This is a genomic window from Providencia sp. PROV141 (assembly GCF_028481645.1).
GTDB classification, from domain to species: domain Bacteria; phylum Pseudomonadota; class Gammaproteobacteria; order Enterobacterales; family Enterobacteriaceae; genus Providencia; species Providencia rettgeri.
In genome coordinates this window covers 1-13,972 of sequence record NZ_JAMPPR010000013.1, presented here as the reverse complement: position 1 = coordinate 13,972, position 13,972 = coordinate 1, and the positions used below count along the sequence as shown (strand labels likewise).

At 42.3% G+C, this 13,972-nt stretch carries 24 protein-coding genes; all 24 read left to right on the top strand.

Features of this window, described 5'->3' with window-relative positions; translation table 11 throughout:
- Positions 1-15: 15 nt before the first annotated feature.
- Positions 16-1,077 carry a conserved phage C-terminal domain-containing protein gene (locus PSF09_RS08685; protein WP_272683781.1) on the top strand — a complete coding sequence of 354 codons (1,062 nt, stop codon included), beginning with the start codon at positions 16-18 and terminating at the stop codon, positions 1,075-1,077.
- Positions 1,077-1,322 carry a hypothetical protein gene (locus PSF09_RS08680; protein ID WP_094962346.1) on the top strand — a complete coding sequence of 82 codons (246 nt, stop codon included), beginning with the start codon at positions 1,077-1,079 and terminating at the stop codon, positions 1,320-1,322. Before PSF09_RS08685 ends, PSF09_RS08680 begins: the two co-directional genes overlap by 1 nt.
- Positions 1,322-1,960 carry a phage N-6-adenine-methyltransferase gene (locus tag PSF09_RS08675; RefSeq protein WP_048608715.1) on the top strand — a complete coding sequence of 213 codons (639 nt, stop codon included), beginning with the start codon at positions 1,322-1,324 and terminating at the stop codon, positions 1,958-1,960. Before PSF09_RS08680 ends, PSF09_RS08675 begins: the two co-directional genes overlap by 1 nt.
- Position 1,961: 1 nt before the next feature.
- Entirely contained in the window at positions 1,962-2,429 is a 468-nt protein-coding gene (locus PSF09_RS08670; RefSeq protein WP_110591888.1) for a hypothetical protein, read from the top strand.
- Positions 2,426-2,812, top strand: a complete 387-nt coding sequence (locus PSF09_RS08665) for a hypothetical protein (RefSeq protein WP_096863812.1) — start codon at positions 2,426-2,428, stop codon at positions 2,810-2,812. Before PSF09_RS08670 ends, PSF09_RS08665 begins: the two co-directional genes overlap by 4 nt.
- Positions 2,809-2,994, top strand: coding sequence for a Lar family restriction alleviation protein (locus tag PSF09_RS08660; RefSeq protein WP_096863813.1), 186 nt, complete (start codon positions 2,809-2,811; stop codon positions 2,992-2,994). The genes PSF09_RS08665 and PSF09_RS08660 overlap by 4 nt, the downstream gene beginning before the upstream one ends.
- Entirely contained in the window at positions 2,987-3,373 is a 387-nt protein-coding gene (locus tag PSF09_RS08655; RefSeq protein ID WP_172767072.1) for a RusA family crossover junction endodeoxyribonuclease, read from the top strand. Before PSF09_RS08660 ends, PSF09_RS08655 begins: the two co-directional genes overlap by 8 nt.
- Entirely contained in the window at positions 3,370-3,909 is a 540-nt protein-coding gene (locus tag PSF09_RS08650; RefSeq protein ID WP_180312602.1) for a DUF968 domain-containing protein, read from the top strand. The genes PSF09_RS08655 and PSF09_RS08650 overlap by 4 nt, the downstream gene beginning before the upstream one ends.
- Positions 3,910-3,940: 31 nt before the next feature.
- Complete coding sequence (locus PSF09_RS08645; RefSeq protein ID WP_180312603.1) at positions 3,941-4,378, top strand: antiterminator Q family protein; 438 nt, start codon at positions 3,941-3,943, stop codon at positions 4,376-4,378.
- 691 nt (positions 4,379-5,069) lie between these two features.
- The gene (locus PSF09_RS08640) at positions 5,070-5,390 is read left to right on the top strand and encodes a hypothetical protein (RefSeq protein ID WP_096863817.1); all 321 of its coding nucleotides are present in this window, start codon (positions 5,070-5,072) and stop codon (positions 5,388-5,390) included.
- A 121-nt stretch (positions 5,391-5,511) separates the two neighbouring features.
- A complete protein-coding gene (locus PSF09_RS08635; RefSeq protein ID WP_096863818.1) occupies positions 5,512-5,760 on the top strand; it encodes a hypothetical protein in 249 nt (82 codons plus the stop codon).
- Between the two features lie 22 nt (positions 5,761-5,782).
- Positions 5,783-6,196, top strand: coding sequence for a putative holin (locus PSF09_RS08630; RefSeq protein WP_096863819.1), 414 nt, complete (start codon positions 5,783-5,785; stop codon positions 6,194-6,196).
- Entirely contained in the window at positions 6,196-6,564 is a 369-nt protein-coding gene (locus tag PSF09_RS08625) for a hypothetical protein (RefSeq protein ID WP_096863820.1), read from the top strand. The genes PSF09_RS08630 and PSF09_RS08625 overlap by 1 nt, the downstream gene beginning before the upstream one ends.
- Complete coding sequence (locus tag PSF09_RS08620; RefSeq protein ID WP_096863821.1) at positions 6,561-6,917, top strand: D-Ala-D-Ala carboxypeptidase family metallohydrolase; 357 nt, start codon at positions 6,561-6,563, stop codon at positions 6,915-6,917. The genes PSF09_RS08625 and PSF09_RS08620 overlap by 4 nt, the downstream gene beginning before the upstream one ends.
- Positions 6,902-7,291, top strand: a complete 390-nt coding sequence (locus PSF09_RS08615) for a hypothetical protein (protein WP_164561082.1) — start codon at positions 6,902-6,904, stop codon at positions 7,289-7,291. Before PSF09_RS08620 ends, PSF09_RS08615 begins: the two co-directional genes overlap by 16 nt.
- Positions 7,179-7,433 (top strand): Rz1-like lysis system protein LysC, encoded by a 255-nt coding sequence (lysC, locus tag PSF09_RS20440; protein ID WP_423810777.1) that lies wholly within the window; start codon positions 7,179-7,181, stop codon positions 7,431-7,433. Before PSF09_RS08615 ends, lysC begins: the two co-directional genes overlap by 113 nt.
- Positions 7,434-8,092: 659 nt before the next feature.
- Entirely contained in the window at positions 8,093-8,272 is a 180-nt protein-coding gene (locus PSF09_RS08610) for a hypothetical protein (RefSeq protein WP_180312604.1), read from the top strand.
- Positions 8,273-8,619: 347 nt separating this feature from the next.
- On the top strand, positions 8,620-9,153 hold the full coding sequence (locus tag PSF09_RS08605; protein WP_164560854.1) for a hypothetical protein: 534 nt from the start codon (positions 8,620-8,622) through the stop codon (positions 9,151-9,153).
- 1 nt (position 9,154) lies between these two features.
- A complete protein-coding gene (locus tag PSF09_RS08600; protein WP_096863824.1) occupies positions 9,155-9,376 on the top strand; it encodes a hypothetical protein in 222 nt (73 codons plus the stop codon).
- On the top strand, positions 9,336-9,539 hold the full coding sequence (locus PSF09_RS08595; RefSeq protein ID WP_164560853.1) for a hypothetical protein: 204 nt from the start codon (positions 9,336-9,338) through the stop codon (positions 9,537-9,539). The genes PSF09_RS08600 and PSF09_RS08595 overlap by 41 nt, the downstream gene beginning before the upstream one ends.
- 261 nt (positions 9,540-9,800) lie before the next feature.
- Positions 9,801-10,304: a DUF1441 family protein gene (locus tag PSF09_RS08590; RefSeq protein WP_096863825.1), complete on the top strand. Its 504-nt coding sequence runs from the start codon at positions 9,801-9,803 to the stop codon at positions 10,302-10,304.
- Positions 10,301-12,412, top strand: coding sequence for a phage terminase large subunit family protein (locus PSF09_RS08585; protein WP_096863826.1), 2,112 nt, complete (start codon positions 10,301-10,303; stop codon positions 12,410-12,412). Before PSF09_RS08590 ends, PSF09_RS08585 begins: the two co-directional genes overlap by 4 nt.
- The gene (locus tag PSF09_RS08580; RefSeq protein WP_180312605.1) at positions 12,409-12,624 is read left to right on the top strand and encodes a hypothetical protein; all 216 of its coding nucleotides are present in this window, start codon (positions 12,409-12,411) and stop codon (positions 12,622-12,624) included. The genes PSF09_RS08585 and PSF09_RS08580 overlap by 4 nt, the downstream gene beginning before the upstream one ends.
- The coding region (locus PSF09_RS08575) for a phage portal protein (protein WP_272683780.1) at positions 12,621-13,972 on the top strand (1,352 nt) is incomplete at its 3' end. The genes PSF09_RS08580 and PSF09_RS08575, both read left to right, overlap by 4 nt.

Sequence of the window (13,972 nt, the reverse complement as noted above, 5' to 3'; positions counted from 1 at the left end):
AAGTAAGGTGGCTGTATGAGTAGCTTATTACTCCTTAAAACCCGCCCACAAATTGTTATACCTGAGCTGGCGGTTCGCTTGGGCTTGAATGAGGCTTTGTTGCTTCAGCAAGTTCAATACTGGCTATCTGAAACCTCGTCAGGTGTTGATCATGACGGTAGGCGCTGGATTTATAACACTATTGAAGAATGGCGTGAACAATTCCCGTATTTTTCCGAATCCACAATTAAGCGTGCATTTAACAATTTAAAAAAGTTGGGTGTATTAAATATTGAGCAAATCAATAAACGCACCCATGACCGCACAAATTATTACTCTATAAATTATGAACATGCGTTGTTATCCGATGAGGTCAAATTGAACTCATCGAACAGTTCAGCCGAAGCCTCTCGAACAGGTCAAAATGACCTTATCGATAAGCGCAAAATGAAACGTTCGAACAGTACCAAAATGACCTCATCGAACGGGGCAAATTGCCCTGATCTTACAGAGAGTACTACAGAGAATACTCAAGAGATTACAACAGAGAGTAACTCTTTTTGTCAGGCTCATGCTGAGCCCGACCATGCGCAAGCTGTTTTAGATCATTTCAACAAGGTCACTAACTCAAGTTATCGCGATGGTAAAACAACTATGGGCCATATCAGAGCCCGTCTAGCTGAAAATTACACCTCAGATGATTTAATTCTGGTGACTGACTACATCACAGCCAAGTGGCTAAATGACTCAAGAATGAGTGATTACCTACGCCCGAAAACATTATTTAGCCCTGAAAACTGCATGGAGTACTTTGAAAAAGCTCAGAAATGGCATGAGGCTGGTCGCCCCGTCTGTGTTAACGGTAAATGGCTCAAGCCTGGTGAAGTTGCTGTAAGTATCGACCCCGTAGAACGTGACAATGCTTACACACGGATCATTGGTTCAAGGCTAACACCTAAAAACCGCATTGAGGAAATCGCAGCTGAATTAGCGGGTAAACAGGGTGTTCGTAACATGTCGGATTTTGTAGGTCGCAAGGCATGGTTAGGTATTTGGCAACAAGCAGCAGAGCTAGCAGCGAAAGAGGTGACAGCATGATGCGTAGTGAAACTAAAACAATCTATGGCGTTGACGTACTAGGCATGATTGCCATATTCAAACAGATACGTAAATGGCGCACGATTCGCAAGCTTCGTAACAGATGGAATCAATCCCGTCGTGACTTAGTGACCTGCAGGAAGTTTCGCCACTTAAACCATCATGCTGACCATTTTCAAGTTCAGCAGCGTTATAAGCATATGCGCGAGTATGTTAAATCCCACCAGCAGCGAGGTGCTATCTGATGAATAAATACATTCAAAGCCTCGAGGCGCTTAAAGCTAAACCACGACATAAGCTTAATGAAATTGGGGATCAGTGGTGTACACCCGATGAATTGTACTGGGGTATCAGCTCGATATATGGGCTATTCAAACTCGATTTATTTACTGACGGTAAAAACACTAAGGCACCTAACTTCTACACTGCAGAAGATAATGCTTTAACTCAAGACTGGTCGGAAAAGCTAAAAGAAGTTGGCGGTGCTGCATTTGGTAATCCACCATATTCACGCAGTTCATATCACGAAAAACAGGCTATAACGGGTGTTGGCCACATAATGAACCACGCCTTTGCAATGAGAGAGAAAGGCGGTCGCTATGTTTTTCTTCTGAAGGCGGCAACAAGTGAAAGCTGGTGGCCAGAAAATGCAGATCATGTTTGCTTTATTCGCGGTCGTATTGGGTTTGAGCTCCCTGCGTGGTTTAACCCATCAGATGATAAACAGAAGCCAACGGGGGCATTCTTTGCTGGCGCTATTGTCGTTTTTGATAAGTCATGGACAGGTAAACCATTTGATTATATCAAGCGTGAGGATCTAGAGGAACGAGGCAGAATATTCATAGAGCAAGTTAGGTGGTTAGCGAAGAGGGTGGCTGCATAAAATGATAACTGAATACCAATACACGCAAGGAATTGAAGTCATTAGGATTGGACGCGAATTTAAAACAATAAATGCAGCGATCCTAAAAAATGTTGCTAGTTATTCACCATCCGCTGCACACCGAACTTTTGAAATGCTGGAAAAAATTGGCTGCATAAAATATGTCGGCAATTTCCCTGCAGGGAAAACTAAGCAGAGGTCAAAGCAATACAGCATCGATCCCCATGCAATTACAAAGCTAAAGGCAGTGTGGGAGACAAAGTTAGAGGAGAAGGAAAAACCAAAGAGGGCAGAAAAGCTTAAAACACAGTCACCATCCGAGCCTAAAAAAGTGGACGAAATCAAGAAGTGTGAGCCTGAGCCTCGATTCGAGTGTGGCATTAAAGTTGTCGAAAAGGCTTACATAGGCGATATGGGAAACCAATCACTTAAACAGTTAGATCAGTTGCTGGCGGGGGTGAGGCCATGAGTGCAGATGACAATGTTATTCAATTCAAAGCGCCTAGTGATGCAATTCCCACTATCGACACGGAAGTAAAGGGAAGAAAAAGCAGACAGCAAATGTACTGTAAGCATCATTCACTAGTTATCGATGAAGAGCATAGAACAGTTGAATGCAACGATTGTGGCTGTGTTGTCGAGGCTTTTGATGTTCTGTTAGCTAGGGCGAATAATGCCGAGTCTGTAATCCGAGGCATGAGTGAATTATTAAATAAGCGTGACGAACTGCGTAAATCAGTCGATGGGCTTTTGAGGGAAGAAAAGAACACCAAAGCCAGATTGCGAAGCGCCAGAACAGATTTAATGTTTATTGAAAATAAAAAGCTTCAGCATGAGGGGAAGGTTGGATGAAAAATACCATGCTAGAAATTCAGCCTTGCCGTTATTGCAATAGCTCCGACACGACAGTCGAAAGTCATAGCTATAGGACATGGTTCTATGTTCGCTGCCATCGCTGCGGTGCTAAAGGTCCCGATGTTAATGATAAACCAATGGCTGTTACTGTATGGAATAAGGGGGTAATTAGTGAGTAATTCAATATCTCTAATTTTACCTTTTCCACCAAGTGTTAATGCCTGCTGGCGGAACATCAACGGCAAAACGTTAATCAGTGCAAAAGGGCGTGCATTTCGGGCTAGTGCAATAGCTGCTATTTATACCCAATTAAGACCAAGACCTAGGGTAATTACTGAAAATGTATCCGTCATTGTGAAGATGTTCCCACCCACTTATCACAGAAGGGATATTGATAACTATCTAAAAGCACCATTTGACGCCATCACCCATGCCAATATTTGGAAAGACGATGAGCAAGTTAAGCATGTTGATATCACTTGGTGTGAAGTCGTAAAAGGTGGTCGATTTGAAATTGAGATAAGGCCACTCAATGCAAAAGTGGAGAAAATATCATGAGTCACCAATGGATATTAACTCCAATATTAATACCTGAGCTTAGCGCGGTGATATTTAGACCAGGAGCACATTTAAATACATTCAGTGGAAGAATGTTGCTCATGACTTTACCTGAGGAGCTAAAGCATAAACCATCAGGCCTTATCTCTCTTTCTGACCAATACCTCAGCGGCTTGGTTGGTGATGAACGGGTATCAAAATCTGTATTAAATTTAACCATCGATCCCGAGCCACCAGCTAGCTTGATGTTAAAGCCAAAACCTCAGTGCTGGACTAATGATAAATATCTACAGTGGGTTAAATCACAGCCATGTTGCGTATGCGGTGCCACATCGGACGATGCACATCACCTAATCGGTCATGGTCAGGGTGGCATGGGTACTAAAGCCCATGATTTGTTCACTATCCCATTATGTCGCATTCACCACAGCGAGTTGCATAAGGATCCTAATGAGTGGGAAAGCGAACACGGAAGCCAATTATATTTTTTATTTCGATTCCTAGACCGTTCAGCGGCACTGGGTGTTTTCGGTTAATGCGTTGTGCGGAACGCAGGAGACTTTTTGCATGAGAGATATTCAGTTGGTTTTACAAAAATGGGCAGGTTGGACGAGTGATAATCCGGGTATCGATTATTCCCATATTGCTGCAGGCTTTAAAGGCCTAATTGCAAACAAAGAACCATCGAGAGAGTCATGCAGTGATGATGACGGGATAATTATTGATAGCGTTATTGCGAAGCTACGGCAAGTTAGAAAAGAGGAAGAGTTAGAATTAATTGTTTTGCATTACCTTTATGGGGTGTCAAAACGCAATATCGCCAAGGAATGGAAAATGAGTGAGGGGCGAATTCGGCAAATGATGCAAGTTGCCGAGGGCTTTGTTGATGGTTGTCTAGCCATGCTGGGTGTAACCCTAGAAATGGATTCCGAGGTTATTAATAAAGTAAAAGTGATAGATAGTAAAAAAGTATTAGTGCGCTACGCAAATTCGATGCTATTGTGATAAGAGTGAATACGTTGTCACCTAACTTATAGAATGAAACCTCGCCATTTGTGCGGGGTTTTTGTTTTTTAGCGCATAGTTTCTTTACAATCCACAAAATATAGCTACTTTTATATAACAAGTGATTGATTAATTGCTGATTATAAAGGGATTGTATTTATGGGGATCTTTCATGTATTACAGGTAGCGGTAGCTGCACTGGTATTAGTTCTTCTATTTGTCGCTATTCCACATTGGGTAAAGTAATTAGCAGCTGAAGAGTTGAGTTTGCACAATTTCAACAGTGAACTATATTTAATTTGCGAACTACATCAGTTGTAAGAACATCAACCCTAATCAAACCCGTCAGAAATGACGGGTTTTTTGCCATGTAATTTCTCTTATTTTTATATGGATTTTGGTGGGTTGATTGGTTACAATTTGTTCGGTCGTTCATGTGAAAAAGTAGGGATTTGTGAAAGCAGTTAATCGTTTTTTAGATTTTATGGTTGGAATGCAGTATTTAATGGTGGTTTTTGTCGTTTCATTACTGGTCTTGTTTGTGGAAAATTGGGTATAACATTAGCCACAAATAATTTTTTCGGATAGATGAATAGTACCGTGTATACAGTGTTGCTAGTGCAGAGTGATTAAACTACATAATTATTAAGAGGTCGCCTAGTGCGGCTTTTTTGCTTTCTGAGGTTCATCAATGCAAATACCTACTGAATTAGTGTTTAGACCCGCCAGTGAGCTGCCTACTGAAGATTTAGACGGTAGGGATGTCATTATCATCAATCCTTGTGATGGTTGGCACCTTGGTATAGTTCGCGTGGAAAAAGAGGGTGATTGGGTTCACATCGGTATTCGTCCTTGGATGGGGTCAGAAATGACACCTCATGATTTTTATGTGGCGTGGGCGCTATTACCTAATCTTTATGACCTAAGCCAAAAGTACGATGGTGAGCGGTATATGAATCGCCATTGCTGCGTATGCAAGCGGCGTGACCATTCTACAGCTGAGCATAAATAATTGGTCACTTAGGCGGCCTTTTTTTATTGCTTAAATATCAACTGAATTCATTAACTCACACTAGCTTCTGTAGCTGGTGGATTTTCTATTTTCTATTATCTATGCACTAAGGAACGTAACTATGTACGCACTTAAATTAATGACAGAACGTGAAGGCCGTAAAGTTGAAGAGTCACATTATTTGGGAAAAATGTACCGACTGGAGTTTTATCCAGTAGTCGATAATCCCGATATAGTTGCTCGACTGGAATACACAACAAAAGACGGTGTTCCTGCATTTGATATCAAGCGAACAGATCATGCCTACATTACTACGGTAACTGGCGATACGGTTCGAGTTATCTGCAGAGGTAAAACACCTTCTCATTAACTGTTAAGAGAACAAATCATTTATGAGCACATCAATAGGGATAACCCTCGGTGCTGCTGGCGGTGGCGCGATGGGCGGTTTCCTTATTGGTGCCGACTATGGTGTTGTGCTAGGGGCAGTTATTGGCGCTTCAGTTTCCGTCATTGCATCTAAAGATAATAACCGACGAAAGATACTTCATTTTATTTTAGCACTCGGTGCAGGGATCCTCATTGCTAAAGAAGCCTCAGATTTTATTGCTCAGGTATGGCAATGGGAAATTAGCCCTAAGATAACAGCCATTGTTATTTCGGCCTTGTTAATCCCCGTTCTGGTGCTTGCTGCAAACAAAGACAACCTTAGAAAGCTGTTTAGTCGTATTGTTGCATCAATAGACCGAAACTTCAGTAGTATCGTACAGGCCATTAAAGACTGGCAAAATAAAGGGGGTAACTGATGGAAGCCTTCTTTAAGTTGTACGGCGAGGTTATAGCATGGCTAGACCTTTACTTTTGGGATGCTGCTGATATTTCTTTGATGTCATTGTCGACGCTTATTTTATTTTTGTGTCGATACCCAAGAACAAGGGACGCTATTGTCGGAACTGCATTACTAATCGGTATGGTTTATCAAATCTACGAAACGTTAACAGGGGCAAGGGTATCAGCCCCGTCCGATGTTTATGCTGATTTAATCTTATTCCTCGTTATCTTTGCGTCAGGTGGAAACATTATGACGGTCATCGTTATCAGTAAGCTAATGTCCCGAATCAAATCAATCTGGTCACTTATAAGGCGGCCTTTTACTTTCATGGTGAAGAAATGAAATTAAGTAAACATTTCGATAGTAATGAATTTGCATGTAAAGACGGGTGCGGAGCAAATCAAGTTGAACCTAAGTTGGTTGAAATACTTGAAAGTGTTCGCGCCCATTTTAGTAAGCCAGTAATTATTGTCAGTGGCCGTCGCTGCACCAACCATAATAAAAGTGTAGGTGGCGCGCCTAAATCACAACACTTGTTAGGCACTGCGGCAGATATCAAAGTCAAGGATGTAGCGCCTAAAATAGTGGCTGATTATCTTGAATCTATCTTTCCTGATAGCTACGGCATCGGTCGCTATAAAACATTCACACATATTGACGTGAGGGGATATAAAGCACGATGGGGCAGCAACTAAGCATACTAACTAAAGCATTAATGGCCGCTTGTGTCATTTTGCTATTTTGGCTTATTTGGGTTGTGAAAGATTACGACAAATTGAGTGATAAGTTTGATAAGAAAGCTAATGAGCTAGCCGCCAATCAATTCATATTGTCCACCGTTTTAGAACTTTCGGTAACATTCAATGAAATCTCACGAAATAATCTCAGAGAGCGGGATAGGGCAACCGTGGCTTCTGAAAAGGTCAAAACCATTATCAAAACTGTTCTTGTGGATAATGAGTGCGCTCCCCTTGATGCTCCTCGTGATGCTACTATCGAGCTGCACAACCACGCGAATAGAATACGTTCAAACGCCACCAATACCCATACCAGCCCACTTACTCAATGATTGCTTACCTGAATACATCCCTGAGACATTTCCTTGGGGTGACTCTCTGTTGATAAATGAGTCACTACTAAAAGTCATCGAGCAATGTAATTTAGATAAAAAAGCCATTCGAGATATTGAAGCTGAAAGGGCAAAAAAATAGCCCATACCGCCTGGTGGAATATGGGCTAACTATATGTACTGCCTAGTAAGTTTATTGTTATATATGTCTACTTTTAAGATTAATACATTGACTGATGAATAAGTGTAAAAAATCTTAACAAAATATGTCAGCCTCGCAATCGCGGGGCTTTTTAATGGAGAAATAACATGGCAACACAAGGCTTTGATAAACCAGAGCAATTCCGTGAAGAGTTGGATAAAAGCACTCCGAAAGAATAAAAAAAGCCCCTCGTTGGCGCGGGGCGGAATATTCGATTAATAGAACCAATTTTTGTTTATGAATACCCAAATGTCAAATGGGTGTGCGCATGATACCAATATAAGTTAAATAATCTAGGTATAAATTGTTACGAAATACGGAAAAGAATATTGAAAAACGCGTATGCAAATAAAAAAAGCCTACACAGCGGTAGGCTAAAGTGTTGCTTTACGATGAATATCAGCGTTAAGCCTAGCAGGTTATTTCAAATGCGCAATTATATTTGGTGATTATTAAATGATATAAAAAAAGCCCCTCTATAGAAGGGCATATCTAATGGAAATGTATCTTTATCATTATTGTTGTAGGACCAGTCATCCTTAACCAGCGGCAGGATATTACCACTACTTATTGCTTAAGCCAAATTGGAGTATTTATTGATGAGCAAAATCGTATTAACACCAGAACAAATCAAGTCTCTTTATGAGTTTACACAGGAAGAGGGGCAACTGACTTACACCCTTGAAGTAGGCACCATCTATGATGGTGATGAAATTGTTTATGAAGGTTTGATAGCTTATTCAGGCTCGGAAGAACACGGTGTTCTGCAACTAGAATAGTAGGGGCGAGAAGGAAAGCCCTGTTAGATAAATATTTCAGGGCTTTCAATCGTAGTTACATAACATACATATATCCTATTTGCTTATCGTTAATATCAAAATTAACCTGGTCACCCTCAGGTGAATCCATTGTTGCTAAAGATATAAAAAAAGCAATAACGATGATGGTGTATACGAGAAACATAGATACCTCCCGTAAGTTGAAGTGGACTACTGCACTTGTGAGCTAGTACGCTCAATTTAAGAATAAATCAGTTTTTTTATTTTGAAAATAGTCGATTGAAATTATTTTTAATGTAATAGCCATCAGCTAATCACTGGTGGCTTTTTCATTTATGGAGACAGTCATGTCAGATAAAAAAGAAATAGCCACCCTATCTATAAAGATATCAGTCGATAGCACTGACTTAGATAAGCTGGAAGCGCAGCTAAAGCGTATTGAAGGGCTGATGATTAGCACTGGACTGAAACAACCAGCCAAAGGTGGCTTCATCACTGATTTTGCTGCATTCAACCATTTTGGGTGCTTAGAACCCGTGTTTACAAATTCCGCTGATAGAGCGTTCATTAATGGGGTGTTTATTGATAATGCTGCGCTAGAGAAAGCCATGACACAAGCAGCAAAAGAAGGTGCTAAAAAGGGGGCAGAGCAAGTACGGTTTAAAATAACCACAGGCATTAATGATAACAGTGTTCAAGTACCTGCTGAAATGGCTCTTAAAGCTTCCGCTGAAATTAGCCGAACAAGTGAAGCTATTTCTCGTGAGCAGTCAGAATTCGAAAAGTTTAAGCAACAGGTTGAGTCTGAATTTAGTCATTTGCAGTCGTCTATCACACAGATTCGGGCTGATATTCAGCGTAAAAGCTCAGGGTTTGCTTAATATGCCATTACCAAGATATAGAAACCACGAAATAGGCCTGACAGGGCGCTTTAAGTTCAGGCGTCAGAACCTGACTGGACTCCCTGTATTGCAAGTAGAAGTTGATATAAAGCGCTCACGATATCCTCTTGATAGCCCAAGTAATGATATCAAAACGATGACGGGTTGGCGTGATGCAACTTATGAAGAAGCCATACGAGTTCAAATTGATTATGGCGGTTAATAACCAAATGGAGGAAGCCATGGGCAGCGAAGGTTTCAATAACCCTAACCAATTCAGAGAACATCTGGACAAGCAACTAAATGATGGCGGTACAAATGTTAAAGGGTATCAACCCAAGCGGTCTAGCAACTCCAAGCCACTCCCACCACCAAAGAAACCTTAAACTCATTAGATTGATTAATTTTACGCATAATTCAAAAGGTACTCCTGAGGGGGCACCCTTACCACGAGGCGGCGCGCGCGCGGGAAACGGCTCATTTTCAATTTTTCATGCTGTCAGCAGCAGGTTAGTTAACTCTTTGATTTAGTTTGAAAATATCAATATTGAGGTGACAATTTTCAAAATGAGTTGTCACCTCAATGTGTTATATCCATCTGATAATAAATAAAAATATCAGTTTTCACCTGACAGAGTGAGGTGTCAATGTCCAACATCAGCAATCTGGGGGACGCCTACAACTGGAGCGTGGCTAAGATTGCTGAAGCATTCGGCTTAAATCGCGGAACAGTTAAAAAGCGATTGCTCGATGCAAATACTCCCATTGCCAATATTGTGCGAGGCAATCCCGTTTATGCTTTGCGAGATATCGGGCCGATACTTTTTGGTGCCGACCCCGATGTAAATACAAATAACCTTCAAGACCCCACGCTGATGCCACCTAAAGAGCGCAAGGATTGGTATCAGTCTGAAAATGAAAGAATTAAGCTGGAAACTACGCTTAAACAATTAGTTCCTGTTGCTGATGTGCATTTGGAAATGGCGGTGCTGGTTAAGGCAATAACCCAAGTTTTAGATACGTGGCCCGATAAATTAGAGCGAGATAAGGGGTGGAACGCGGAGCAGCTCACTGAGGTGCAAATCATTGTTGATGAATTACGGGATATTCTCGCTTCTCGCGTGATGGAAGCGGAGGATTTTGACGAATGACAGTAAATTATGCCTCAGCATCAACGGTAAGAAAGGATGTTGCATCCTTATTGAAAGCACCTCGTAGAATGCCAATTGCTCAGGCAGTAAAAAAATATATGCGCGTTCCCATGGGTGAAGGTTCATCAATACCGTGGGATGATTCATTAACTCCCTACATTATTGAACCCATGAACTGCCTTTCAGATCGCCGCTATGATTCGGTGATATTTGTTGGTCCAGCGCGTACGGGTAAATCACTGGGGTTAATTGATGGCTGGATTGTTTATGTCATTGTATGTGACCCCGCGGATTTTCTTCTTATCCAAATGACAGAAGAAAAAGCGCGAGAGCATTCTAAAAAGCGATTAGACAGAACCTTTCGCTCTAGTCGTGAAGTGGCTAAAAGACTAAGTCCACACCGCAATGATAACAACGTCCATGACAAAACATTTAGGGCAGGAAATTACTTAAAAATTGGTTGGCCATCCGTCAATATCATGTCCTCTTCGGATTATCGATTTGTGGCATTAACGGATTATGACCGATTTCCCGAAGATATTGACGGTGAGGGTGATGCTTATACATTAGCTGCAAAGCGTACAACCACATTTATGTCGGCAGGAAAAACGCTTGTAGAAAGCTCCCCAGGTCGAGAAATAACAGACAGCAAATGGCGACGAAATACACCTCATGAGGCACCACCTACAACGGGGATTTTGTCACTTTATAATCGGGGTGATCGCCGCCGCTGGTATTGGCCATGTCCGCATTGTTCGGAATATTTCTTGCCTATTCGAGAAAATATGGTGGGCTTTAGTGAGGGTGATGACCCAACAATGGGCAGCAAAGCCGCTCGATTACAATGCCCACACTGTATGGGAATTATCGAACCTGAACAGAAAAGAGAACTAAACAATAAAGGGGTCTGGCTTAGAGAGGGGCAGTCTATTGACCAAAATGGTGTTGTAACGGGTGAGCCAAGAGAGTCGCGCATTGCTTCATTTTGGATGGAAGGCCCCGCAGCAGCTTATCAAACATGGGAAAAGTTAGTTTATAACTTACTTAATGCGGAGCAGGAATACGAGCGAACCGGTAGTGAGGAAACACTAAAGTCCGTTATTAATACCGATTGGGGACAACCTTATTTACCAAAAATCAGTCAAGAGCAGCGAAGCGGCGATGATCTTAAAGCCCGAGCAGAGTATTGGGACTATGGTTCAGTGCCTAATGGCGTTCGTTTTCTTGTTGCAACTATTGACGTTCAGGGTGGTAAAAAGCGGCGTTTTGTCGTTCAGGTCACAGGCTATGGCACCAGAGGTGAGCGTTGGATAATTGACCGATTTGATATCACTCATTCACTAAGAACAAACGAAGATGGTGAATCGCTGCCCATTAATCCTTCATCTTACGCGGAGGACTGGGATGTTCTCATTACGGATGTGCTCGATAAAACTTACCCAATTCACGATCATGACAACGTTGAAATGGGCGTCCATTGCATGGCAATAGATACCGGTGGGGAAGAAGGGGTAACTGATAACGCGTATAAATTTTGGCGACAATGTAAGAAGGAAGGGTTAGCGAGGCGAGTTTATTTATTTAAGGGGGATGGTAAAGCGAAAAGCAAGCTCATTACTAAATCTTACCCTGATAACACTAACCGTTCAGATCGCCGAGCAAAAGCGCGGGGTGATGTACCCATTCATTTATTACAAACTAATGAGCTTAAGGATCGCATTTCTGCTCATCTTGGGCGAGACACCGTTGGCCCTAACTATATTCATTTTCCAGATTGGCTTGATGATTCCTTCTACGATGAATTGACGTATGAAGAGCGCGACAGTAACGGGAAATGGAGTAAACCGGGTAAAGGGGCTAACGAAGCATTTGACTTAATGGTCTATGCGCATGCGTTGGTAATTTTGCTTGGTTACGAAAAAATCAAATGGGAGAACCCGCCTAAATGGGCTCGGTTGCCGGATATCAGTGATGTTAAACCATCTCGTCCGGCGCCTAATCAACCTCCTCAAAAATCAACACAAATTCAAACAGAAACACAAGAAACCACACCTAGCACAAGCTCGGCATGGGCTCCTGTGTCTGCAACTTCAGGGGGATGGGTATGACCCGTGAGCAAATTAAAGAAATGCTAGATGCGTATTTAAAAGCAGAAATGGAAATACTGCAGGGGAAGAGTATTACATTTAATGGACAGTCAATGACAATGGAAAATCTTAGCGAGATCTGCAAGGGGCGGGAATATTGGGAGCGTCGATATTCACAAAGTAGCGCCGCTAATCGCAAGTCACCTGGTTATAAATTAGCGAGGCTCTCATGAATATGTTGGAGAAGGCGATTGCGGTATTTTCACCGTCATGGGCGAGTCAACGAGCCAAGTCACGCTATGCCATTCATGCTTATGAAGCTGCAAACCCCTCTCGGCTTCATAAGGCGCGTCGAGAGAATCGAAATGCGAACCAATTAACGCAAGTTGGTGGTAAATCCTTACGTGAGCAAGCGCGATGGCTAGATAATAACCACGACCTTGTGATTGGTATTCTCGACAAAATGGAAGAGCGCATTGTTGGTAGCAAAGGGATTATTGTTGAGCCACAGCCACTATCACTTACAGGGCAGATCCATGATGACCTCGCCAAGCAAATCAGAACCGCATGGTCTGAATGGTCCATTCGTCCAGAGGTTACAGGGCAATTTACCCGTCCAATGCTTGAGCGTCTTTTGGTTCGAACATGGATCCGTGATGGTGAAGTTTTTGCTCAATTAGTCAGAGGAAATCAGAAAGGGCTTGATAAGCAAGCGGGTATTCCATTCTGGCTTGAAGCACTTGAGCCTGATTTCGTTCCGATTCACTTGGATGATACAGGGAAAAATATCCGACAGGGGATCCAATTAAATGATTGGGGCCGCCCACAAACTTACTTTGTTTATAAAAACTTGTTAACCGCAGGCCAGCAGATGGGGGAGCTTAAATCTATCCTGACGGAAAACATGCTGCACTTGAAATATGTGCGTCGATTACATCAGCTGCGCGGTAATAGTTTATTTTCCGGCATCTTAATGCGTTTAAGTGCTCTAAAAGACTACGAAGATGCAGAGTTGACGGCCGCACGTATCGCGGCCTCTCTAGGGATGTACATCAAGAAAGGTGATGCAGGGACTTACGATGATGAGCGGGAATATGAGGACCGTACTATCGATATTGTTCCCGGGATTATTTTTGATGAATTACGACCCGGTGAAGATGTTGGCATGATCAAGTCTGATAGGCCTAACCCAAACCTTGAAAATTTTAGAAACGGTCAGTTAAGAGCTGTTGCCGCCGGTAGTCGGGGGAGTTATTCCAGTATCGCTCGTGATTACAACGGAACATACAGCGCACAACGACAAGAGCTGGTGGAGTCATTTGAGGGTTATTACATTCTGCAAGATACCTTTTGCGGCTCAGTTAGTCGGCCTGTCTATCGGCAATGGCTACAAATGGCTATTGCATCTAGAGTGATTACCCTCCCTGCTGACGTTGACCTAAATTCACTTTATAACGCGACATACAACGGTCCTGTCATGCCATGGATTGATCCGCTTAAAGAATCAAATGCATGGAAGGCACAAATTCGTGGTGGTGCTGCGACAGAAAGTGATTGGGTTCGCGCTAGAGGTGGTAATCC

Bases quoted from the DNA above. Each gene is read 5' to 3' on its own strand.
- PSF09_RS08685 (WP_272683781.1), top strand. From the start codon at position 16: ATGAGTAGCTTATTACTCCTTAAAACCCGCCCACAAATTGTTATACCT.
- PSF09_RS08680 (WP_094962346.1), top strand. From the start codon at position 1,077: ATGCGTAGTGAAACTAAAACAATCTATGGCGTTGACGTACTAGGCATG.
- PSF09_RS08675 (WP_048608715.1), top strand. From the start codon at position 1,322: ATGAATAAATACATTCAAAGCCTCGAGGCGCTTAAAGCTAAACCACGA.
- PSF09_RS08670 (WP_110591888.1), top strand. From the start codon at position 1,962: ATGATAACTGAATACCAATACACGCAAGGAATTGAAGTCATTAGGATT.
- PSF09_RS08665 (WP_096863812.1), top strand. From the start codon at position 2,426: ATGAGTGCAGATGACAATGTTATTCAATTCAAAGCGCCTAGTGATGCA.
- PSF09_RS08660 (WP_096863813.1), top strand. From the start codon at position 2,809: ATGAAAAATACCATGCTAGAAATTCAGCCTTGCCGTTATTGCAATAGC.
- PSF09_RS08650 (WP_180312602.1), top strand. From the start codon at position 3,370: ATGAGTCACCAATGGATATTAACTCCAATATTAATACCTGAGCTTAGC.
- PSF09_RS08645 (WP_180312603.1), top strand. From the start codon at position 3,941: ATGAGAGATATTCAGTTGGTTTTACAAAAATGGGCAGGTTGGACGAGT.
- PSF09_RS08640 (WP_096863817.1), top strand. From the start codon at position 5,070: ATGCAAATACCTACTGAATTAGTGTTTAGACCCGCCAGTGAGCTGCCT.
- PSF09_RS08635 (WP_096863818.1), top strand. From the start codon at position 5,512: ATGTACGCACTTAAATTAATGACAGAACGTGAAGGCCGTAAAGTTGAA.
- PSF09_RS08630 (WP_096863819.1), top strand. From the start codon at position 5,783: ATGAGCACATCAATAGGGATAACCCTCGGTGCTGCTGGCGGTGGCGCG.
- PSF09_RS08625 (WP_096863820.1), top strand. From the start codon at position 6,196: ATGGAAGCCTTCTTTAAGTTGTACGGCGAGGTTATAGCATGGCTAGAC.
- PSF09_RS08620 (WP_096863821.1), top strand. From the start codon at position 6,561: ATGAAATTAAGTAAACATTTCGATAGTAATGAATTTGCATGTAAAGAC.
- PSF09_RS08615 (WP_164561082.1), top strand. From the start codon at position 6,902: ATGGGGCAGCAACTAAGCATACTAACTAAAGCATTAATGGCCGCTTGT.
- lysC (WP_423810777.1), top strand. From the start codon at position 7,179: ATGAGTGCGCTCCCCTTGATGCTCCTCGTGATGCTACTATCGAGCTGC.
- PSF09_RS08610 (WP_180312604.1), top strand. From the start codon at position 8,093: ATGAGCAAAATCGTATTAACACCAGAACAAATCAAGTCTCTTTATGAG.
- PSF09_RS08605 (WP_164560854.1), top strand. From the start codon at position 8,620: ATGTCAGATAAAAAAGAAATAGCCACCCTATCTATAAAGATATCAGTC.
- PSF09_RS08600 (WP_096863824.1), top strand. From the start codon at position 9,155: ATGCCATTACCAAGATATAGAAACCACGAAATAGGCCTGACAGGGCGC.
- PSF09_RS08595 (WP_164560853.1), top strand. From the start codon at position 9,336: ATGAAGAAGCCATACGAGTTCAAATTGATTATGGCGGTTAATAACCAA.
- PSF09_RS08590 (WP_096863825.1), top strand. From the start codon at position 9,801: ATGTCCAACATCAGCAATCTGGGGGACGCCTACAACTGGAGCGTGGCT.
- PSF09_RS08585 (WP_096863826.1), top strand. From the start codon at position 10,301: ATGACAGTAAATTATGCCTCAGCATCAACGGTAAGAAAGGATGTTGCA.
- PSF09_RS08580 (WP_180312605.1), top strand. From the start codon at position 12,409: ATGACCCGTGAGCAAATTAAAGAAATGCTAGATGCGTATTTAAAAGCA.